This is a genomic window from Pseudomonas sp. (genome assembly GCF_030683065.1).
Taxonomy (GTDB): domain Bacteria; phylum Pseudomonadota; class Gammaproteobacteria; order Pseudomonadales; family Pseudomonadaceae; genus Aquipseudomonas.
This window is the reverse complement of sequence record NZ_JAUXMX010000050.1, coordinates 17235-38594: the sequence shown is the minus strand read 5'-3', so window position 1 is coordinate 38594 and position 21360 is coordinate 17235. Positions and strand designations below refer to the sequence as shown.

Sequence of the window (21360 nt, the reverse complement as noted above, 5' to 3'; positions counted from 1 at the left end):
CATGACAAAGGAGTTTGCTGATGCTCAAGTCCGTCAAAGTGCGCGATTACATGACCCGCAATCTGGTGACCTTTCGTCCCGAAATGAATTTGTTTACAGCGATCAACCGTTTATTGGAACACCGTATCTCTGGCGCGCCGGTGGTTGACGGGCAGGGGCATCTGGTCGGCCTGTTGTCCGAGGGCGATTGTTTGCGCGGTATTCTTTCCGGCGCTTATTACGAGTCGGCAGGGGGTGACGTCAGTGCTTATATGACCACTGAGGTAGAAATCATCTCGCCTGAGGCCGATATCATCGAGGTTTCCGAATGCTTTTTGCGCGGCCGTCGGCGGCGTCTGCCGGTGGTCGAGGATGGTCGCCTGGTTGGCCAGGTCAGCCGCAGCGACGTGCTGCGCGCGGTCAAGGAGTTCGCCCAGCACGATGAAGGTCGTTTGTTGGTTAGTTGAGCTGTCCAGCCAGACGCTGAGCCGGAGGGCGATGGGATGAATGATCCGCTTGCGCGCGCCACCGCCACCGCCCCGCCCGTTGTGGGTGAGGGCTGTACCCAGCGTTACGATCCGCAGGCCCTTGGCCCCGAGGATGGTGCCGAGTTTGCCGAGGCCGCCGAGTTGTGGCGGCAGCTGGAACGGGATAAGCAGGCGGCTGATCGCGACAAGCCGAAATAAAAGGCTATGTACCGTGTGCTGTGAGGCGATAAGTCCTAGGTTGGTGCGGGCAGCGAAGCCCGGCAGACAGCTGAATATCCAGCGGGTACATAGCCGAAAAAAACGGGGCACTCATTGAGTGCCCCGTTTGCATTGCGCGGGCAGTTAAATGCGGAAGCTGTCGACCAGCTGCTTGAGCCTGGAAGCCTGTTGCTCGAGATCACCGCAGGCGCGCAGAGTGGCATTGAGGTTTTCCACGCCTTCCTGGTTGAGGGTGTTGATTTCGGTGATATCGACGTTGAGCGATTCGATCACCGAGGTTTGTTCTTCGGTGGCGGTGGCTACCGATTGGTTCATGCCATCGATCTCGCCGATACGCAGGGTTACGCTGTTCAGGCGTTCGCCGGCCTGGTTGGCAATTATCACGCTTTCTTCACTGTAGCGCTGGCTCTCGGTCATGGTGGTGACCGACTCACGGGAACCGACCTGCAGCTCCTCGATCATCTTCTCGATTTCCTGAGCTGACTCCTGGGTACGGTGGGCCAGGTTACGCACCTCGTCTGCGACTACAGCGAAGCCGCGACCTGCTTCGCCTGCGCGGGCGGCTTCGATGGCAGCATTGAGTGCCAGTAGGTTGGTTTGCTGGGAGATGCTCTTGATCACCTCAAGGATCTGGCCGATGTTCACCGTCTTGCCATTCAGGGTTTCGATGTGGCCGCAGGACGTACGGATCTTGCTGGACAGATCGTTCATCGCATGGATGGTTTTCTCCACCACATGGCGCCCATCTTCGGCCTGCTGCCGGGCATCGGAGGCCTGAGTCGAGGCGTCTGCGGCGTTACGCGCAATTTCCTGGGCTGCAGCACCCAGCTCATTGATGGCGGCGGCTACGCTGTTGGTACGGCTGGCTTGTTCGTCGGAATTGATCATCGAAGAGTTAGAGGCGTTGACCACCAGCTTTGCCACTTCATTGACCTGGCTGGTGGCCGAGGACACTTCGCGGATCGAACCGTGTATCCGCTCGACAAACTGGTTGAAGGCTTTGGCCAAAGCGCCGAATTCGTCATTGGACTGAATCGCCAGGCGTTTGGTCAGGTCGCCCTCACCCTGGGCGATGTCCTGCATGGTTTTGCCCATCACGGTCAGCGGCTTCATCAGGACGCGGATCAGCATGCTCAGCAGGAGGATGATCAGCACCACCGCGATCAGCGTGGCCACTATGGCCGAGGCGCGGAACTCGCTGAGCATCGAGTAGGCTTTCCCCTTGTCGATCGACAGGCCGACGTGCCACTTAACAGAGGGCAAACCCTCGACTGGCGCAAAGGTAAGAATTCGAGTGTCTCCATCCAGTGTGGTCTCACTGAAGTCGCCACTGATGCGTGGTGTGTTTTGCGGGTAGATTTCGCTGAGATTCTTCATTACCAGCGATTTGTCGGGGTGAACCAGAACTTTGCCGTCAGCACTGACCAGGAAGGCATAGCCCATGCCGGCAAAGTCTAGCGAGTTGATGATATCAATCATCGCATTCAAGCTTAGGTCGCCGCCGACCACACCTGCAGTTTTAGCCGGTGTGGCGATCGAGAGAATCAATACATTTGTTGCAGCATCAATGTAGGGTTCAGTTAACGTCGTTCCTCCAGCGGTCATCGCATCTGTGTACCACGGGCGTTTACGTGGGTCGTAACCATCAGGCATTTTACTGTCTGGACGCATGGTAAAGCTTCCATCAGCTGCGCCTAAGTAGATGAATTCGAATGCAGAGTTGAGTGTTTTTTGCTCAAGCAAGTTGGTTAAGAAAGGGTTTGTTGAATCTCGGGTCAGGGACTCAGCTACGCTTTCCACCAGCAAGATTCGTCCCGATAACCAGCTGGAAATATTAGTGGCCGTAACGCTACCCATCTCATGCAAATAACTTTCCAGGTTGTCACGAATGGCCTTGCGCTGCAGGTAGTCGTTGTACAGGGTAAACAGCGAAAACGCGGCGATCACCACCAGCGATGCGGCCAGTAGAATCTTGTGACTGAACTTCAAGTTATTATTCATGGTTTCTTGCGTCCGGTAATGTCAGGGACCAGTCTTGGCTGGTGCACGGCACAGGCAGCGCTGTCTAGGCAGCGTTAGTAATTATGTCGGCATGGCGTGAGCAAAGCTTTAACTCAAGGGACATATAAATGCGTGTAGCAACCCAGTTGGTTCTTGGTGCCGATCTCGGCGGTCAACCTGTCGGGCAGCTTTTGCGCCTGGCCAATCGGCATGGTCTGGTGGCTGGAGCTACTGGTACCGGTAAGACGGTGACCTTGCAGCGTCTGGTTGAGCAATTCAGCGATGCCGGTGTAGCGGTGTTCGCTGCGGACGTGAAAGGCGACCTGAGCGGGCTCGGCGCTGTTGGCGCACCGCAAGGCAAGGTGGCCGAGCGGATCGCCAGCATGCCCTGGCTTGCGCATCGGCCGACGGCCTATCCGGTTACGCTCTGGGATATCCATGGCCAGAGTGGTCATCCGCTGCGTACCACCCTCAGTGAGATGGGGCCGTTGTTGCTCGGGGCGTTGCTGGAGCTGACCGACAGCCAGCAGGCCGCGCTTTATGCGGCGTTCAAGGTGGCGGACCGCGAAGGATTGCTGCTGCTCGATTTGAAAGACCTGAAAGCCCTGCTGGCCTACCTGAAGAGCAATCCGGCTGTGCTCGGCGAAGACAGCGCGCTGTTCACCAGCACGTCTTCGCAGGCCCTGCTGCGGCGCCTGTCCAGCCTCGAACAGCAGGGCGCCGAGGCGTTGTTCGGCGAGCCTTCTCTGCAGTTGGAGGACATTCTGCGGCCGGATCGCGACGGTCGCGGACGGATTCATCTGCTCGACGCCAGTCGTCTGGTGCATGAGGCGCCGAAAGTCTACGCGACCTTCCTGTTGTGGCTATTGGCCGAGTTATTCGAGCAGTTACCGGAGCGAGGCGATGCCGACAAGCCGCTGCTGGCGCTGTTCTTCGATGAGGCGCATCTGCTGTTCGCCGGTACCCCGAAAGCCCTGCAGGAGCGCCTGGAACAGGTGGTTCGCTTGATTCGCTCGAAAGGCGTCGGCGTGTATTTCGTCACCCAATCGCCCAGTGATTTACCCGACAGTGTGCTGGCTCAGCTTGGCCTGCGTATTCAGCACGGCTTGCGCGCCTTCACTACTCGGGAGCAGAAATCCCTGCGCGCGGTAGCCGATGGTTTTCGTCCCAATCCGGCGATTAATGCCTTGGCAACCCTCACCGAACTGGGCATCGGCGAGGCTCTGGTCGGTACCCTGGAAGAGAAAGGTACACCGGCCATGGTTCAGCACGTGGCCATCGCGCCGCCCCAGTCGCGCATCGGCCCGTTGAGCGAGAGTGAGCGTGCCGACTTGATTCGCCAGTCACCGCTGGCCGGGCGCTACGATAAGCCGATTGATCGTGAATCGGCTTATGAGTTGCTTAATGCCCGTGCTGCCCAAGCCACTGCCCAGGCGGCGCAGCAGCAATCCACTACAAGCCCTGCAGGCGGCATCGGTGACATGTTGGGCGGCCTTGCCGGCCAGGTGGTGAAAAGTGCCGTGCGCCAAGCTGCCAATCAACTTGGTCGGCAGTTGGTGCGCGGTTTGCTGGGATCGTTATTAGGCGGCAAGGGGCGATAGCGCCTCGCCAGTTATTTCTGCAGAGCGCTATACGTTCTGCAGGAATAACTCAGCCGCCGTGTTCGTCAGGTTTGGCGTGCAGGTCTTTTTCGATTTTCTCGATTTCTTTCTCAAATGCTTGGTCAAGAAGGCTAGCCTTCTTGCGCCAGGGCTTGCGCTCGGGATCCGGTTGAGCGGCGTAAGTAAAGATTTCTCCGCCTTGTTCATCCTTGTAACGCTGCGCCTGGCGCTCAAGCTCGGCGCGCAGTTCGTCTTTGGTCACGTGATTACCCATAGTCTTGGAAAGTCGTGCGATGACAACATTGGCCTCAGCGGTTGTGACAGTATCGAGCGCTATTGCGAGACCAGCCCCCGGGCGCAACCTCTACAGCAGGCACCTGGTGGCGATCACAATAGATAAGATATGTTCACAATTGCTTGCTGCTACGGTCATCGATCTATTGGCTGCGGCAATGGCAAATGCACCTGTCGAACAGTCTCGGATTGTGGCGTGTGAGACAACGTTCTCTTGAAGTAAGCACTTGCCTTGATTAAGCGGGTGCTTACACGTTATCAATTGCGCACGGTCGAATACAAGTATGGCCAATGCCGCTTAAAAGTCTAGAGTTGGCAGCCCCGGTAGGCGGTTGACGAATAGGTGTCTGTTCAGACAGTGCATATGGCCGTTGTGTTCACGTCAGCGCTCGATAGTGCCTCAGGCAGGTATTCAACGGTGATTCAGTGGCCGGTACTGCAGGCCGAAGTGCAGGCTGGTGGATTGTCCGTGACGCAGTAAACGCAGGCCAGGATGATCAGGCAGGTGATGGGCATTGACCGGATGGGTGACCGGCTCGAAACAGAAGAAGTGCTGTTCGGTTGGGCTCTGCATGGTTGGACAATAGAGCAAGTAATACGGGCTATCGCTGCAACAGTCGAGTTGGTAGCCGGCATCTTCCTGAATAATCTGGCATTCAGCATTCCAGTCGGTTGGCAGTTCACGGCGTTTCTCCTACGGCTGCCGTCTGTAGGCCAGCAGGACGATGCCGCTGACTACCAGCAAACCGCCTAACATCTGCAGGCCATTGAGCAACTGATCGAGAATCAGCCAGCCGAACAGCAGGCCGGCTACTGGTTCCATATTCATCACCGGGGCATTGCGCCCGATGTCCAGGCGGGTAACCAGGATAAACAGCGTGGAAAACGCCACCCCATAGAGCAGCACCAGGCAGCCCAGAGCGATCCAGCCTGCCGTGGCATTGGGCAGGTTCATTCCTCCTGGCAGCATGCCGCCAGCCCCTGCCAGGGCCGCCGCGGCGAACACCACCAGCATGGTCAGCATGCTACGTACCGTGCCTGGCATGCCGCGGAGCCGGTGCTCGGTGATCCATAGGGCGCCGGCAAATGCGGCGGCACCCGTCAGGCCGAACAATACCCCTTCGACCCAGCGCCGATCGATTGCGGCCGGGTTGGATAGCTGCTGTGGCAGGTCCAGCACAAACACCAGCCCCAGCAGGATCAGCCCCATCAACCAGGCGGCGCGGCGGGTTGGCCGCGGCCCGCCCAAGGCCCAGGTTAGTAGCGCCAGCAGGATGGGGGCCAGGTTAACCACCAGCAATGCCAGGGCCACCGGGATCCGCGCCACCGCCGAGTAAATGCAGAAGCTCTGTACCGCGATCAGCAGGCCCATCATCAACTGCCAGCCCCAAGTCTGACGGCGCATTTTCAGCGATTCACCGCGCCACAGCACCAGGGCGGCGAGCGCCAGCAGGGTCACTCCGGAACGGCTGAGCATGGCCAACAGCAGGCCGGTGTCATGGTCGAAAGCGATACGCGCTGCAATATGGTTGCCGGCGAAGGAGCAGGCCAGGACGGCCAGGATCAAGGCGGCAATATGCCGGGGGAAGGGTGTGGCAGCTGGCATGGAGACGGTTCTGTCCTTGCAAGACAAGGAGCTGCCAGGCCGGCGGCTCCAGGGGGATTGTGACGCAGTGATGCGGTCTATAGCCTGTGCACAATCTCGCGAACTGGAGCCATGCAAGGCGCTATGCGAGTAACAGCCAGCGGCTCGCGAAACCCGTTTTAATGCGGCGGGGCAGGCGCGCAACAGATTGTGAGCAGGTTCTTACAGCGCCAGAAACAGGGCGGCAGTGCCTTGCTGACGCTTTACGGCTGAGCTTGGCGCGTCGAACAATAGCAGCGCGCGCCCCCGCGTAGTCATCAGGCGGATATCCAGGCTGGTCAGGATCAGCCTGGCGAAGTGTACCGGGTCGCTGCCCAAGGAGGTGATCGCCGTCAACCGCCCGGCCCGTAACTGCTGGCGCAGCAGCGACAGCTTCAGGGCAATCTGCTCAACGCTGTGCAGCTGACCTCATAATTCTGCTGGCAGGCGCTCTGGAATAGGCGTCTGGCCTGATTGGCGTCGAGCGGTACGCCTTGTTCGCCACGCAGGTAGAGGTTGCCGAGGATGTGCTGGGCCATCGGGTTGCCGCCGGCGGCGGACTGGTTGAGGTACTTGAGCATGCGCTGCGGGTTGGCGAAATCCGGATTGTCGCGACCGGTGTACAGGTAGGCCAGGCTGACCGCCGCCATGGCGTGGCCCTTGTCGGCAGCTTGCTGCCACCAATACTCAGCTTGCTTGAGGTCTTTCGCCGGTTTGCCGACGAAGTAGGAACTGCCCAACTGGAACTGACAGTCGAGGTCACCGCGATTGGCTTGGCTGCGCAGCTTTGCCAGGGTCGCGTCTGCGCTCTCGACCGCTGCTTCGTCGGCCGCGGGTGTTTCTGTCTGCGGCGCACTGGCCGCACTCGGTTGCTGACTGGCACAACCGCCCAGCAGCAACACTGCACACACGAGGGCGAATAGTTTTGTGCCGGCCCATTGCTGAGTTGTCATGGTCATTCCTTCTGTATGCGGGTGGCTAGCGCCAGACTGCCTGTATTCGGGCTTGCCAGGAATGTTGGTTGCTCAAGCGTAATTGGCTACTTGTCTAGTCTCTGGCGCGGCCACTTGAGCTGACTGCGCAGCAGAAGACCCCGCGAGTGAGCACAAGTTGCGCGGCGGGCTTCGTCAGGCGCGCCAATCCCGGCAGAATACATATCTGTTCGTCGCCTCTGGTGGTTTTCCTAGGCTGGCCGCGCTGCGATGCTTATAGGCAGGCGAGCAACACCATCATCAAACCGTTGAGGTACCCATGAACATCAGCTGCAACTTCGACAGCGGCAATATCGAGGTCATCGATGCCAGCAACCCGCAACGGATGCTGCTGGCTATGCGCCACGATCTCAACAGCTATCACTTCCAGTGGTTCCACTTCAACGTCGACGGCTTGACCCCGGGCCAGCGTTACGGCTTCAGCCTGACCAACGCCGGCGAGTCCGCCTACAGCAATGCCTGGGTCGGCTACAACGCCGTTGCCTCTTACGACCAGATCAATTGGTTTCGCGTGTCCAGCTGCTTCGAGAACGGCGCGCTCGACTTTACCATCGAGCCGAGCCGGGCCCAGGTCTGGTTCGCCTACTTCGAGCCCTACAGCCGAGCGCGGCATGACGGGCTGATCGAGCAGGCGCAGAGCAAGGCCGGCGCGGAACTGTTCGCCACGGGTAAAAGTATCGAAGGTCGCGACATCCAGTTACTGCGCGTCAGTCGCAACCCGAACGCGTTGCGCAAGATCTGGATCATCGCCCAGCAGCACCCCGGCGAGCACATGGCCGAATGGTTTATGGAGGGCCTGATCGAGCGCCTGCAGAACCGTGACGACGCCGAACTGAATGCTCTGCTGCAACAGGCTGATCTTTACCTGGTGCCGAACATGAACCCGGATGGCGCCTTCCGTGGCCACCTGCGCACCAACGCCGCCGGCAAGGACCTCAATCGCGCCTGGCAAGCAGCCAGCGCGAGCGAGACGCCCGAGGTGTTTTTCGTCCAGCAGCAGATGCGCCAGATCGGTGTTGACCTGTTTCTCGATATCCACGGCGATGAGGAAATCCCCCACGTCTTCACCGCAGGCTGCGAAGGCAACCCCGGTTACAGCCAGCGCCTGGCGCAGCTGGAGGAGGAGTTCCGCCGCCGCCTGGTCGGCATCGGCGCCGAGTTCCAGACTGCGTTCGGCTATGCGCGTGACCAGCCCGGGCAGGCCAACATCACCCTGGCGTGCAACGCGGTCGGCCTGGAATTCGACTGCCTGTCGTTCACCATCGAAATGCCGTTCAAGGACCACGATGACAGGCCCAATGCCGTCACCGGCTGGAACGGCCAGCGCTCGATGCAGTTGGGCAAGGATGTGCTGAGCGTGACGGCGGCGATGGTGGGTGGGTTGCGCGACTAATCAAGCCGTTGGCGGACAAGGTAGTTTGCCTTGTCCGCCTCTGTCGTTTTAACCGCGGTAGTAACGCTGCGGCACGAACGGGGTCTTGGCCACTTTCATTGCCACGCGCTTGCCGCGCACCATGGCCCAGACCGGGGTGTCGATGGCCATATGGCTGCTCTGCACATAGCCCATGGCTACCGGGGCAGCCAGGGTTGGGCCGAAGCCGCCGCTGCATACCGTGCCGATCACAGTGCCGTCGGCATCGACGATTTCCGCGCCTTCACGCACCGGGACGCGCTCCTGCGGCAGCAGGCCGACGCGCTTGCTGGCGACGCCTTGTTGTTGCTGGGCGAAGATCCGCTCGGCGCCGGGGAAGCCGCCAGCGCGCGCACCATCGGCGCGACGGGGCTTGGAGATGGCCCACAGCAGGCCGGCCTCTATCGGCGTGGTGCTGGTGCTCATGTCGTGGCCATACAGGCACAGGCCGGCTTCCAGGCGCAGCGAGTCGCGCGCGCCGAGGCCGATGGCCGCGACTTCCGGTTCGGCCAGCAGGCTGCGCGCCAGGGTTTCGGCGTGTGCGGCCGGTACCGAGATTTCATAGCCATCTTCGCCGGTGTAGCCGGAGCGGCTGACGTAGCAGTCGACACCCAGCAGGCGTACCGGGGCGAACTGCATGAAGGTCATCTTGGCTACTTCTGGCGCCAGACGCGCCAGCACCTCGACGGCTTTCGGGCCTTGCAGGGCGAGCAGGGCGCGGTCGAAGCAGGACTCGACCTGGCACTGGCTGGCGATCTGCAGTTGCAGGTGCATCAGGTCCTGGTGCTTGCAGCCGGCGTTGACCACCAGAAACAGGGTGTCGTTGCCGAGGTTGGCGACCATCAGGTCATCGAGAATACCGCCCTGGTCGTCGGTGAACATGGCGTAGCGCTGCATGCCGACCGGCAGGTCGATGATGTCGACCGGCACCAGGCGCTCCAGGGCCTGGGCCGCTTGCGGGCCGCGCAGGATGATCTGGCCCATGTGCGAGACGTCGAACAGACCGGCGGCTTCGCGGGTGTGCAGGTGTTCTTTCATTACGCCGAGCGGGTACTGCACCGGCATGTCATAGCCGGCAAACGGCACCATGCGTGCGCCCAGTTCCAGGTGCAGAGCGTGTAACGGGGTTTTGGCGAGGGTTTCAGTGGTCATGCAATCTCTCCGGTAGGGTGCGCCATGCGCACCGGGTCGTGATCAATACGTGTGTCAGATGGGGGGCGCAGCTCAGACGGCCCGCACACCCAAGGTACTCAGCACTCGACAATATTTACCGCCAGGCCGCCGCGTGAGGTTTCCTTGTATTTACTCTTCATGTCGGCGCCGGTCTGGCGCATGGTGCGGATCACCTTATCCAGCGATACGAAGTGCTGGCCATCGCCGCGCAGGGCTATACGCGCGGCGTTGATCGCCTTCACCGAGCCCATGGCGTTGCGTTCGATGCAGGGTACCTGAACCAGGCCGCCGATCGGGTCGCAGGTCAAACCGAGGTTGTGTTCCATGCCGATTTCGGCGGCGTTTTCGACCTGGTTGACGCTGCCGCCGAGCACTTCGCACAGGGCGCCAGCAGCCATCGAGCAGGCCACGCCGACCTCGCCCTGGCAGCCGACTTCGGCGCCGGAGATCGAGGCGTTTTCTTTGTAGAGGATGCCGATGGCGGCGGCCGTAAGCAGAAAGCGCACCACGCCATCGTCGTTGGCGCCGGGGATGAAGCGCGTGTAGTAGTGCAGCACCGCTGGCACGATGCCGGCCGCACCGTTGGTTGGGGCGGTCACCACGCGGCCGCCGCTGGCATTTTCCTCGTTCACCGCCAGGGCATAGAGGTTGACCCAGTCGAGTACGCTCAAGGCGTCACGCAAGGCGGCTTCCGGGTGCTGGCACAGTTGGCGGTGCAGGGCGGCGGCGCGGCGTTTGACCTTGAGTCCGCCGGGCATGATGCCTTCGTTGCGGCAACCGGCTGTGACGCAATCCTGCATCACTTGCCAGATATGCAGCAGGCGCGCGCGGGTTTCGGCTTCCGGGCGCCAGGCGGCTTCGTTGGCCAGCATCAGCTGGCTGATCGACAGTTGCTGTTCGGCGCAGTGGGCGAGCAATTGCTTGCCGGTGGTGAAGGGGTAGGCCAGTGCGGTCTGGTCTTCGACGATGCGGTCGGCGCCGGCGGCGTCTTCATCGACCACGAAACCGCCGCCCACCGAGTAGTACTCGCGGGCACGGATCTGCAGGCCGGCAGCATCGAGTGCGCGGAAGATCATACCGTTGGGGTGGAACTCCAGCGGTTTGCGGATCATGGCCAGGTGTTCTTTTTCGACGAAGCGGATCGGTTTTTCGCCGAGCAGTTGCAGCTGGCCGGTCTCACGCAGGGCCGCCAGGCGTGCGGCGATGCTGTCGATGTCGACGCTGTCCGGCAGGTCGCCTTCGAGGCCGAGCAGTACTGCCTTGTCGCTGCCGTGACCTTTGCCAGTGGCGCCAAGCGAGCCGTACAGCTCGACTCTTACCGACTCGGTGCTCGTCAGCAGGTCGTCGCGGCGCAGGCCTTCGGCAAAGCGGGCGGCGGCGAGCATTGGCCCGACCGTGTGCGAACTGGACGGGCCGATACCGATTTTGAAAAGGTCAAAAACGCTAAGTGACATGTGATCTCCATGGGCAAGTCAGCCATCGTGATGCAGGCGCGAGCGATGCCTGCGCCTGCATCCAGCAGGGCATCGCGAGCATGGCTCGCTCCTACCGTTGGCTTAAACCGGCGTCTTATTTAGCGTAGACCGGGAAAGTCGCGCAAAGGTCGCTGACCTGGCCACGAACGCGTTCGCTGACGTCGGTGTTATCCAGCGCATCGAGGATGTCGCAGATCCAGCCGGCCAGTTCGCGGCACTCGCCTTGCTTGAAGCCGCGACTGGTCACCGCCGGGGTGCCGATGCGGATGCCCGAGGTGACAAACGGCGACTGCGGGTCGTTCGGCACGGCGTTCTTGTTCACCGTGATATGCGCCGCGCCCAGCGCCGCATCGGCGGCCTTGCCGGTCAGGCCCTGCTTGACCAGGCTGATCAGCATCAAGTGGTTGTCGGTGCCGCCGGAAACCACCTCGAAACCGCGGCCGACGAACACGTCTGCCATGGTCCTGGCGTTATCGATTACCTGCTGCTGGTAGGCCTTGAAGCCCGGCTCCAGCGCTTCCTTGAAGCACACGGCCTTGGCCGCGATCACATGCATCAGCGGGCCGCCCTGGCTGCCGGGGAATACTGCGGAGTTGAGCTTCTTCTCGATCTCCGGGTTGGCGCGGGCCAGGATCAGGCCGCCGCGCGGGCCGCGCAATGTCTTGTGGGTGGTGGTGGTGACCACATCGGCAAAGGGGATCGGGTTGGGATACAGGCCGGCGGCAACCAGGCCGGCGACATGGGCCATATCGACGAACAATAGGGCGCCGACCTTATCGGCAATTTCGCGGAAGCGGGCAAAATCCAGGGTGCGCGAATAGGCGCTGAAACCGGCAACGATCATCTTCGGCTGGTGCTCGACGGCCAGGCGTTCGACCTCGGCGTAATCGATCAGGCCGTTCTCGTCGATGCCGTACTGCACGGCGTTGTACAGCTTGCCGGAGGAGGAGACCTTGGCGCCGTGGGTCAGATGGCCACCGTGGGCCAGGCTCATGCCGAGCAGGGTGTCGCCAGCATTCAGCAGCGCCAGGTATACGGCGCTGTGGGCGGAAGAGCCGGAGTGTGGCTGCACATTGGCGTAGTCCGCGCCGAACAGCTGCTTGGCGCGCTCGATGGCCAGCGTTTCGACCTTGTCGACATACTCGCAGCCGCCGTAGTAGCGCTTGCCTGGGTAGCCTTCAGCGTACTTGTTGGTCAGGCCGCTGCCCTGCGCCTGCATGACGCGCTGGCTGCAATAGTTTTCCGAGGCGATCAGCTCGATATGGTCTTCCTGACGCTGCTCTTCGGCGTTGATCGCAGCGAGCAGGGCGTCATCGTAGCCTTGCAGTTGATCGTGCTTGCTAAACATGGTGAGAATCCTCGGTTATTGTTCTTGTCGGGTGCAACTTACCCGCCCCGGGTAGGGGTGAGTCGAAAATTTTGGGTAAACAAAGTCGTAGGATGGGTTGAGCGAAGCGATACCCATCATTGCGTAGGCCGCGCTCGCCATCGATGGGTTACGCGGCGCGCAAGGATGGTATTGGCGGCGCGAACAGCGTTCTGCGCCGCTAACCCATCCTACGTTTTTTAGCGCCTTAGGCTTCCTGATACGCCTCGATCGACGGGCAAGCGCAGATCAGGTTACGGTCGCCGAACACGTTGTCCACGCGGCCAACCGGTGGCCAGTACTTGCCATCGATCAAGCTGGCAACCGGGTACACCGCCTGCTCGCGGCTGTAGGCGTGGGTCCACTCGCCGACCAGTTCCAGGGCGGTGTGCGGGGCGTTCTTCAGCGGGTTGTCGTTGGCATCCAGTTCGCCACTTTCGACCGCACGGATTTCCTCGCGGATGGCGATCATAGCGTCACAGAAGCGGTCCAGTTCTTCCTTGGATTCGCTTTCGGTCGGCTCGATCATCAGGGTGCCGGCCACCGGGAAGGACATGGTCGGGGCATGGAAGCCGAAGTCGATCAGGCGCTTGGCCACGTCGTCGACGCTGATGCCGCTGCTGTCCTTGATCGTACGGATATCCAGAATGCACTCATGCGCCACCAGGCCGCCTTCACCGCTGTAGAGCACCGGGTAGTGCTCTTCGAGACGGCGGGCGATGTAGTTGGCATTGAGGATGGCCACCTGCGATGCACGCTTGAGGCCTTCGCCGCCCATCATGCTGATGTACATCCAGGTGATCGGCAGAATGCTGGCGCTGCCGAACGGCGCGGCGCTGACGGCACCCTCTTTACGCGCCATGTTGGCGTGGCCGGGCAGGAACGGAATCAGGTGGGCTTTGACCCCAATCGGGCCGACGCCTGGGCCACCACCGCCATGCGGGATGCAGAAGGTCTTGTGCAGGTTCAGGTGCGAAACGTCGCCGCCGAACTTGCCTGGCGCACAGAGGCCGACCATGGCGTTCATGTTGGCGCCGTCGATGTACACCTGGCCGCCGTTGTCGTGGACGATCTGGGCGATCTCGCGGATGCCTTCCTCGAACACACCGTGGGTCGACGGGTAGGTGATCATCAGCGCGGCGAGGCGCTCCTTGTGTTCTTCAGCCTTGGCGCGCAGGTCGTCGATATCGACGTTGCCACGGGCGTCACAGGCGGTCACCACCACGCGCATACCGGCCATGCTGGCGGTCGCCGGGTTGGTGCCGTGGGCCGAGGACGGGATCAGGCAGATATCGCGCTGATCGTCGCCGCGGCTCTGGTGGTACGCGCGGATAGCCAGCAGGCCGGCGTACTCGCCCTGGGAGCCGGCGTTCGGCTGCAGGGAGATACCGTCGTAACCGGTGGCCGCGCAGAGCATGGCCTCCAGTTCGTCGGTCAGCTGCTGGTAACCCTGGCTCTGTGCGGCCGGGGCGAAGGGGTGCAGGTTGCCGAACTCGGCCCAGGTTACCGGGATCATCTCGCTGGCGGCGTTGAGCTTCATGGTGCAGGAACCCAGCGGAATCATGCTGCGATCCAGCGCCAGGTCCTTGTCGGCCAGCTTGCGCAGGTAGCGCATCAGCTCGGTTTCGCTGTGGTAACGGTTGAACACCTCGTGCTGCAGGATTGCCGACTGACGCAGCAGGCCTTGCGGCAGGTGCGTGGCGATGTTGGCAGCCAGCTCAGCGAAGCTTGGCAAGCTGTTGCCCGGCTCGGCGAAGACTTCCCAGAGGTGCTCGACGGCAGCCTGGTCGGTGGTTTCGTCCAGCGACAGGCCGAGGCGTTCACCATCGATCTCGCGCAGGTTGATGCCCATCGCGCGTGCCTGCTGGTGCAGTTGCGCGGTGCGCTCGCCAGTGGCAATGCTGAGGGTGTCGAAGAAGTGGGTTTGTTCGACGCTCAGGCCGAGTTTGGCCAGGCCCTGGGCGAAGATCGCGGTCAGCAGATGAATCCGCTTGGCGATTGCGCTCAGGCCCTGCGGGCCGTGGTACACGGCGTACATGCTGGCGATGTTGGCCAGCAATACCTGAGCGGTACAGATGTTACTGGTGGCCTTCTCGCGGCGGATATGTTGCTCGCGGGTTTGCATGGCCAGGCGCAGGGCCGGCTTGCCGAAGCGGTCGACTGACATGCCGACCAGGCGGCCTGGCATGTCGCGCTTGAATGCATCGCGGGTGGCGAAATAGGCGGCATGCGGGCCGCCGAAGCCCAGCGGCACACCAAAGCGCTGGGCGCTGCCCAGGGCCACGTCGGCACCGAACTCGCCCGGCGGAGTGAGCAGGGTCAGGGCCAGCAGGTCAGCGGCTACGGCGACCAATGCATTGGCGGCGTGGAAACGCTCGACCAGCGCGCGGTAGTCGAAGATGTCGCCATTGCTTGCTGGGTACTGCAGCAGCGCACCGAAGTAGGCGCTGGCGTCAGTGATGGTGCTTTCGTCGCCGACTACTACCTCAATACCCAGCGGTTCGGCGCGGGTGCGCAGCACGTCGAGGGTTTGCGGGTGGCAATGCGCGGAGGCGAAGAAGGCGTTGCTGGCCTTGTTCTTCGACAGGCGCTTGCAGAAGGTCATGGCTTCGGCGGCGGCGGTGGCTTCGTCGAGCAAGGATGCGTTGGCGATCGACAGGCCGGTGAGGTCGATGATCAGAGTCTGGAAGTTCAGCAGCGACTCCAGACGACCCTGGGAGATCTCTGGCTGGTAAGGGGTGTAGGCGGTGTACCAGGCCGGGTTTTCCAGCAGGTTGCGCAGGATCGGGCTCGGCGTGTGGGTGCCGTAGTAACCCTGGCCGATGTAGGTCTTGAGCTGCTGATTTTTACCCGCGATGGCTTTGATCTTGGCCAGGGCATCGGCTTCGGACAGGCCCGGGGTTTGCCCGAGTACGCTGGTGCCCTTGATGGTTTCGGGGATCACACTGGCGGTCAGGGCGTCAAGGGAGTCGAACCCGAGCGCGTTGAGCATGGCCGAGGTATCAGCATCGCGTGGGCCAATATGCCGAGCGATAAATTCGTTCTGGGTGGTCAGATCGGTCATTTTACTCTCTCAGGCGTCAGCGTTGGCGTTGAGCAGGCGCTCGTAGGCAGCCTGGTCGAGCAGGGCAGCAATGGCGCTGGCATCAGTTGGGCGGAAGCGGAAGAACCAGCCCTGGCCCAGCGGATCTTCGTTGACCAGTTCCGGGCTGGCTTCGAGCTCGGCGTTGACTTCGAGCACTTCGCCGTCCAGCGGCATGGCGATGTTGCTGGCTGCTTTTACCGATTCCAGCACCGCGACTTCTGCGCCTTCGGCGTAGTTCTGCAGGTCTGGCAGTTGCACGAACACCACGTCACCCAAGGCTTCCTGAGCGTAGGCAGTGATGCCCACGGTGACCATGCCATCGGCGTCCTGACGCAGCCATTCGTGTTCGACGGTAAAACGCAACTCGCTCATGTGAATTCCTCAAGTAGTCAGACTCGCCCTTTCTTGTGCGGGCGATGAACAAGGTGCTCGTGCAAGGCAGCGAGCATTTAGCTAGAGACCATAGCAAGTGCGGTGCCATTGTTATTTTTATCAATAAAAACAACGACTTATGATTTTTAAAGCAGGCTTGTGAATAACTGCCTTGTATTGAATTCGATACGGCTGTTGCGGGTTGCTACTGAAATGACCCAGCAAAGCCTGTGATGTCGCGGGTTGGCAGGTGGGTGTCGCACTTGTGTGGATTTCGTTACGATGTATTGAAATCAATACATTTGGTGTTGCGTTGAAGTGAGTCCCTGGTAGCCGCCCATGAGCTCACTCGCGGCTCAGCGCATCAGGCTTTCCATGAAGTCCGCCAGCTTGCTGGCCAGAGCACGACGCCAGGGGGCGCTGTGCGGATTGGCGAGCACCCGGTCCTCATGACTGAAGCTGCGCATGATGGCGCTGTAGCCGAGCCAGCGGCAGGGTTCCGGCTCCCAGACCTTGAGCGCCGACAGCGGACGTTCGCCAAGCACCCAGGGTTGCGCGGTCAACGGGCTGTTGCGGCCGAGGATCAGGTCGGCCAGGGTGCGCCCGCCGAGGTTGCTGGCGCCGACACCTTCACCGCCGTAGCCGCCGGCGAGGGCGATGCGGTTGCTGCGGTCGAGCAACATGTGCGGTTGGAAGCGCCGCGCCATGCCGAGGTTGCCGCCCCAGCCATGGCTGATCCGGGCGTTGCGCAATTGCGGGAACAACTCGCCGAACAGGTAGCGGCGCAGGCCGACTTCCTCGGCGTTCAGGTCAAAGTTCTGCCGCAGCTTGCCGGCGAAGCGGTAACCACCACGGGCGCCGAATACCAGGCGGTCGTCAGCGCTGCGCTGGCCGTAGGTGACCTGGCGGCTGAATTCGCTGAAGGCCTGGCCGCGTTCGAGGCCGATCTCGTCCCACTGGCTGGTCGACAGTGGTTCGGTGGCGATCAGCAGACTTTGCACCGGCAGTTGATAGCGGCGCAGCAGCGGCAGTTCGGCGGCGTAGCCTTCAACTGCAGGCACCACCCAGTCGGCGTGCAGTTCACCCTGGGCGGTGCGCAGCAGGCCCGGTTGCCAATGCGTCACGCGGCTCTGCTCGAACAGTTGCACGCCCAGGCGTTCGACTGCCTGGGCCAGGCCGCGCACCAGCCTTGCCGGTTGAATGGTCGCGCAATGCGGGCTGTGGATGGCGCCGAGTGGGTTGTTGATGCGCAGCTGTTGGCTCAGCTCTTGCGGTGCCAACCAGCGGTAGTCAGCTTCGCTCAGGCCTTCGCCATGCAGCGAGTCGAGCCAGGTACGCAGGCGTCGCGCCTGTTCCGGGTAGCGCGCCGCGCAATACAGCACACCGCCCTTGCGATAGTCGCAGGCGATGCCTTCACGTTGCAGCACCTCGGCCACTTCGTCGGGGATGCCGTGCAGCAGGTCGAAGGCGGCCCGTCGCTGTTCCGCAGGCAGGCCGGCGAGCAGACGATCTTCGCCGAGCAGGTTGCCCATCAGCCAACCGCCGTTGCGCCCGGAGGCGCCGAAGCCGGCGTACTCGGCCTCGACCACGGCGATGCGCAGTTCAGGCGCCTGGCGCTTGAGGTAATAGGCCGTCCACAACCCGGTGTAACCGGCGCCGATGATCGCTACGTCGACCTCCTGACGGCCCTGCAGGGCCGGGCGCGGCGTCAGGGGTGAAGCGAGTTGATCCATCCACAGGCTGATGCGCGGTTGTAGCGACATCGGATCTTTCCTCATGCGGGCATGTGCCGCCAGCCTAGCCGGCGCACAACGCTTTGTCCCGAGGTGCGCGTTTGCTGGCGCCATTCACCGGCGCTATGACGAGCCATTGGGACGGTTCATGGCGTGGCGGCAATGCTGCGCAGTAGAGGTGTATTCACTCTTTCGGGCGACAGGACGAATCCCTCTTTCGGGCGCTTATCCGCAAGGATGGTGCTGGGTAGCGTGGAGCTTCAACACGAAACCATGCTTTCCAGGAGAGCCGCATGACAACAAAAACAAGGCATGCAAGCTTCCAGCCGTGCGCACTGGCAGTTGCCGTCGCTCTGGGCTGTGTCGCGCCGGTCCAGGCGATCACTTTCAATGTCGGCGGGCTCGAAGCGCAGTTCGACTCTGCGCTGTCGGTCGGCGCCAGCTGGGGCGTTCGCGCTGCCGACCCAGAGTTCGTTTCGGTCGCCAGTGGCGGCAAGGCTTCCTCGCGGACCTCGGACGACGGGCGCTTGAACTTCAAGAAGGGCGAGACCTTCTCGAAGATCTTCAAGGGTATCCACGACCTTGAATTGAAGTACGGCGACACTGGGATCTTTATTCGTGGCAATTATTGGTACGACTTCGAAACCAAAGATGAAAGCCGGCAGTTCTATGACATCGACGATCACAATCGCAAGGAAGCGGCGCAGGCCTCCGGCGCGCAGATTCTCGATGCGTTCATCTACCACAACTACAGCATTGGTGACCTGCCCGGCAGTGTGCGAGTCGGCAAGCAGGTGGTCAGTTGGGGTGAGAGCACCTTCATCGGTAACAGCATCAACTCGATCAATCCGGTCGATGTGGCCGCGTTCCGCCGTCCCGGTGCGGAGATCAAGGAAGGCCTGATTCCGGTCAATATGCTCTATGTCTCGCAGAGCCTGACCAACTCGCTGAGCATGGAAGCCTTCTATCAGTTGGAGTGGGATCAGACCGTGGTGGACAACTGCGGCACCTTCTTCTCCAGCGCCGATGTGTTGGCTGATGGCTGCGAAGACCGGCTCGCGGTATTCGGCGCCGATCTGCCGCCTGGCGAGTCGACCAACTCGTTTGCCGACAACGCTTATATCCCGCGTGCCGGCGACCGCGATGCGCGCGACAGCGGCCAGTATGGCGTGGCCTTGCGCTGGTTCGCCGAGTCGCTCAACGACACCGAGTTCGGCCTCTATGCGATGAACTATCACAGTCGCGGCCCGGTATTCAGCACCATCCGCACCACCACGCCGAACTTCGCAAGTTTCATCCCAGGTGCGCCGAATGCGCGCTACTTCATTGAATACCCGGAGGATATCCGCCTCTACGGCATGAGCTTCCAGACCAATGTCGGCGGCACCGCATTGTCTGGCGAAGTCAGCCACCGGCCGAACATGCCGATGCAAATCAACTCCACCGACCTGTCCTTCGGTGCTCTGGGGCTGCCGTTCAACCCGGTATTCGAGTCCGGTCACGCGCAGAACGTCGCCAGCGCCGACATCCACGGTTACGAACGCAAGCCGTTCACCCAGGCCCAGGTCACCGCCGTGCAGTTCATTGACCGGGTGCTCGGTGCCAGCCGTCTGACCCTGCTCGGTGAAGTCGCTTACAACCACATTGGCGGTATCAAGGACGACCCTAGCGAGCTGCGTTTTGGCCGCGACCCAATCTACGGCGCCGGCGAGTTCAGCGCGCCTGGCGTGTGTGGCGCATTCAACGCGGCCAACCCGGACGAGTGCCAGGGTGAGGGCTTCTACACCAGCAGTTCGTGGGGTTATCGCCTGCGCGCCAGCGCCGACTACGCGAACGTGATTGCCGGGGTCAACCTGACGCCGAGCATCGCCTGGTCGCATGACGTCGACGGTTTTGGGCCGAACTTCAACGAAGGCAGCAAGGCTGTCAGCCTCGCCCTTGGCGCCGATTACCAGAACACCTATAACGCCAGCCTCAGTTACACCGACTTCTTTGATGGCGATTACAACACCACTACCGACCGCGACTTCGTCGCCCTGAGTTTCGGTATGAACTTCTGATCAACGACGCGCAAAGGATCCGTACATAATGAAAACTACAAGAATCCTGCAAACCGGAGCGCTGGTGCTGACCTTGCTGGCCAGTAGCGTGATGGCGGCGGTCTCTGAACAGGAGGCCGCACAACTGGGCACCAGCCTGACCCCGCTGGGCGCGGAAATGGCCGGCAACGCCGACGGCAGCATCCCGGCCTGGACCGGCGGTCTGTCGACCACTGCTGGCGCGGTCGACGGCAAGGGCTTCCTCGCTGACCCGTTCGCGGGTGAGCAGCCGCTGTTCACGATTACCGCCGCCAATGCCGCGCAGTACCAGGACAAGCTGTCCGCGGGGCAGATGGCGATGTTCAAGCGCTATGCCGACAGTTACAAGATCCCGGTCTATACGACCCACCGCACTGCTGCCGTGCCTGCGGCGATCTATGCGGCGGCCAAGCAGAGCGCACTCAATACCAGCAGCATCGACGGTGGTAACGGCCTGCAGAACTTCAGCGACAGCCGTTACTACGCCTTCCCGATTCCCAAGACTGGGGTTGAGGTGGTGTGGAACCATATCACCCGTTACCGCGGCGGCAACGTGCGCCGCTGGATCACCCAGGCGACGCCACAGACCGGCGGCTCCTACAGTATGGTCAAGTTCGAGGATGAGGTTGCTTTCCCCTCCGACATGCCCGATGTCGATCCGGCCAAGGCCGCCAACGTGCTGCTGTACTTCAAGCAGCGGGTAACCGCACCTTCGCGCCTGGCGGGTAACGTGCTGCTGGTTCACGAGACCATCGATCAGGTCAAGGAACCACGCCTGGCGTGGATCTACAACGCCGGCCAGCGCCGGGTACGCCGCGCACCACAGGTGGCTTACGACGGGCCGGGCACTGCCGCTGACGGCATGCGTACGGCGGACAACTTCGACCTGTTCTCCGGGGCGCCAGATCGTTACGACTGGAAACTGGTAGGCAAGAAGGAGATGTACATTCCCTACAACAGCTACCAGCTCGACTCGCCGGCACTCAAGTACGATGACGTGATCAAGGCCGGGCATATCAACCAGGACCTGACGCGTTACGAGCTGCACCGGGTCTGGGAAGTGGAAGCCACGCTGAAGTCTGGCGAGCGGCACATCTACGCCAAGCGTCATATGTATTTCGACGAGGATACCTGGCAGTTGGCCCTGGTCGATCACTACGACGGTCGAGGTCAACTGTGGCGCGTCGCCGAAGGGCATGCGCAGAACTACTACAACCACCAAGTGCCGAGTTACACCCTTGAGGCGTTGTACGACATCGTCGCCGGTCGCTACCTGGCTTTGGGCATGAAGAACGAAGAGAAATCGGCTTACGCCTTCGGCTTCAAGGCCAGTGCCGCCGACTACACCCCGGCTGCCCTGCGCAGCTCCGGCGTGCGTTAAGGCCAATAACAGCATCGCGGTACTTTGATCGGGCGGCCTGCGGGCCGCCTTTTTTATCGTGGCTTATCAGCAATGCTGATACAGCTAT

At 61.6% G+C, this 21360-nt stretch carries 18 protein-coding genes; 6 read left to right on the top strand and 12 right to left on the bottom strand.

The genetic code is table 11. From position 1 onward, the window contains the following. Positions 1-20: 20 nt before the first annotated feature. Positions 21-446 (top strand): CBS domain-containing protein, encoded by a 426-nt coding sequence (locus tag Q8K09_RS16455; RefSeq protein ID WP_305256070.1) that lies wholly within the window; start codon positions 21-23, stop codon positions 444-446. Positions 447-482: 36 nt separating this feature from the next. Then, positions 483-665 carry a hypothetical protein gene (locus Q8K09_RS16450; RefSeq protein WP_305256069.1) on the top strand — a complete coding sequence of 61 codons (183 nt, stop codon included), beginning with the start codon at positions 483-485 and terminating at the stop codon, positions 663-665. Between the two features lie 144 nt (positions 666-809). Here Q8K09_RS16450 and Q8K09_RS16445 read toward each other — a convergent pair whose 3' ends face one another. Further along, positions 810-2687 carry a methyl-accepting chemotaxis protein gene (locus Q8K09_RS16445; RefSeq protein ID WP_305256068.1) on the bottom strand — a complete coding sequence of 626 codons (1878 nt, stop codon included), beginning with the start codon at positions 2685-2687 and terminating at the stop codon, positions 810-812. A gap of 128 nt (positions 2688-2815) precedes the next feature. On the opposite strand from Q8K09_RS16445, the gene Q8K09_RS16440 reads away from it, so the two are divergent. After that, complete coding sequence (locus tag Q8K09_RS16440) at positions 2816-4288, top strand: helicase HerA-like domain-containing protein (RefSeq protein WP_305256066.1); 1473 nt, start codon at positions 2816-2818, stop codon at positions 4286-4288. A gap of 49 nt (positions 4289-4337) precedes the next feature. Here the strand turns inward: Q8K09_RS16440 and Q8K09_RS16435 are convergent, their stop codons facing one another. From Q8K09_RS16435 to Q8K09_RS16415, 5 genes are all read right to left on the bottom strand, one after another. Further along, complete coding sequence (locus tag Q8K09_RS16435; protein ID WP_305256065.1) at positions 4338-4550, bottom strand: hypothetical protein; 213 nt, start codon at positions 4548-4550, stop codon at positions 4338-4340. Between the two features lie 444 nt (positions 4551-4994). Continuing rightward, positions 4995-5156: a hypothetical protein gene (locus tag Q8K09_RS21345; RefSeq protein ID WP_370869554.1), complete on the bottom strand. Its 162-nt coding sequence runs from the start codon at positions 5154-5156 to the stop codon at positions 4995-4997. 120 nt (positions 5157-5276) lie between these two features. Then, a complete protein-coding gene (locus Q8K09_RS16425; RefSeq protein ID WP_305256064.1) occupies positions 5277-6188 on the bottom strand; it encodes a DMT family transporter in 912 nt (303 codons plus the stop codon). 201 nt (positions 6189-6389) lie between these two features. Then, positions 6390-6563: a hypothetical protein gene (locus Q8K09_RS16420; protein ID WP_305256063.1), complete on the bottom strand. Its 174-nt coding sequence runs from the start codon at positions 6561-6563 to the stop codon at positions 6390-6392. A 38-nt stretch (positions 6564-6601) separates the two neighbouring features. After that, the gene (locus Q8K09_RS16415) at positions 6602-7159 is read right to left on the bottom strand and encodes a tetratricopeptide repeat protein (protein ID WP_305256062.1); all 558 of its coding nucleotides are present in this window, start codon (positions 7157-7159) and stop codon (positions 6602-6604) included. 298 nt (positions 7160-7457) lie between these two features. Between Q8K09_RS16415 and Q8K09_RS16410 the strand changes: the two genes are divergently transcribed. Continuing rightward, positions 7458-8591, top strand: a complete 1134-nt coding sequence (locus Q8K09_RS16410) for a M14-type cytosolic carboxypeptidase (RefSeq protein WP_305256061.1) — start codon at positions 7458-7460, stop codon at positions 8589-8591. 48 nt (positions 8592-8639) lie between these two features. Here Q8K09_RS16410 and gcvT read toward each other — a convergent pair whose 3' ends face one another. From gcvT to Q8K09_RS16380, 6 genes are all read right to left on the bottom strand, one after another. Beyond that, positions 8640-9761 carry a glycine cleavage system aminomethyltransferase GcvT gene (gene gcvT, locus Q8K09_RS16405; RefSeq protein WP_305256060.1) on the bottom strand — a complete coding sequence of 374 codons (1122 nt, stop codon included), beginning with the start codon at positions 9759-9761 and terminating at the stop codon, positions 8640-8642. A 98-nt stretch (positions 9762-9859) separates the two neighbouring features. Next, the gene (locus Q8K09_RS16400; protein ID WP_305256059.1) at positions 9860-11236 is read right to left on the bottom strand and encodes an L-serine ammonia-lyase; all 1377 of its coding nucleotides are present in this window, start codon (positions 11234-11236) and stop codon (positions 9860-9862) included. A 115-nt stretch (positions 11237-11351) separates the two neighbouring features. Beyond that, entirely contained in the window at positions 11352-12605 is a 1254-nt protein-coding gene (gene glyA, locus Q8K09_RS16395) for a serine hydroxymethyltransferase (RefSeq protein ID WP_305256058.1), read from the bottom strand. Positions 12606-12831: 226 nt separating this feature from the next. Beyond that, a complete protein-coding gene (gene gcvP / locus Q8K09_RS16390; RefSeq protein WP_305256057.1) occupies positions 12832-15687 on the bottom strand; it encodes an aminomethyl-transferring glycine dehydrogenase in 2856 nt (951 codons plus the stop codon). A 9-nt stretch (positions 15688-15696) separates the two neighbouring features. After that, on the bottom strand, positions 15697-16080 hold the full coding sequence (gene gcvH, locus Q8K09_RS16385; protein ID WP_305256056.1) for a glycine cleavage system protein GcvH: 384 nt from the start codon (positions 16078-16080) through the stop codon (positions 15697-15699). A gap of 356 nt (positions 16081-16436) precedes the next feature. Then, positions 16437-17843, bottom strand: coding sequence for an FAD-binding oxidoreductase (locus Q8K09_RS16380; RefSeq protein WP_305256055.1), 1407 nt, complete (start codon positions 17841-17843; stop codon positions 16437-16439). Between the two features lie 263 nt (positions 17844-18106). Between Q8K09_RS16380 and Q8K09_RS16375 the strand changes: the two genes are divergently transcribed. Beyond that, positions 18107-19873, top strand: a complete 1767-nt coding sequence (locus tag Q8K09_RS16375) for a DUF1302 domain-containing protein (RefSeq protein ID WP_305256054.1) — start codon at positions 18107-18109, stop codon at positions 19871-19873. A 28-nt stretch (positions 19874-19901) separates the two neighbouring features. After that, entirely contained in the window at positions 19902-21272 is a 1371-nt protein-coding gene (locus tag Q8K09_RS16370) for a DUF1329 domain-containing protein (RefSeq protein WP_305256053.1), read from the top strand. Positions 21273-21360 lie beyond the last annotated feature (88 nt).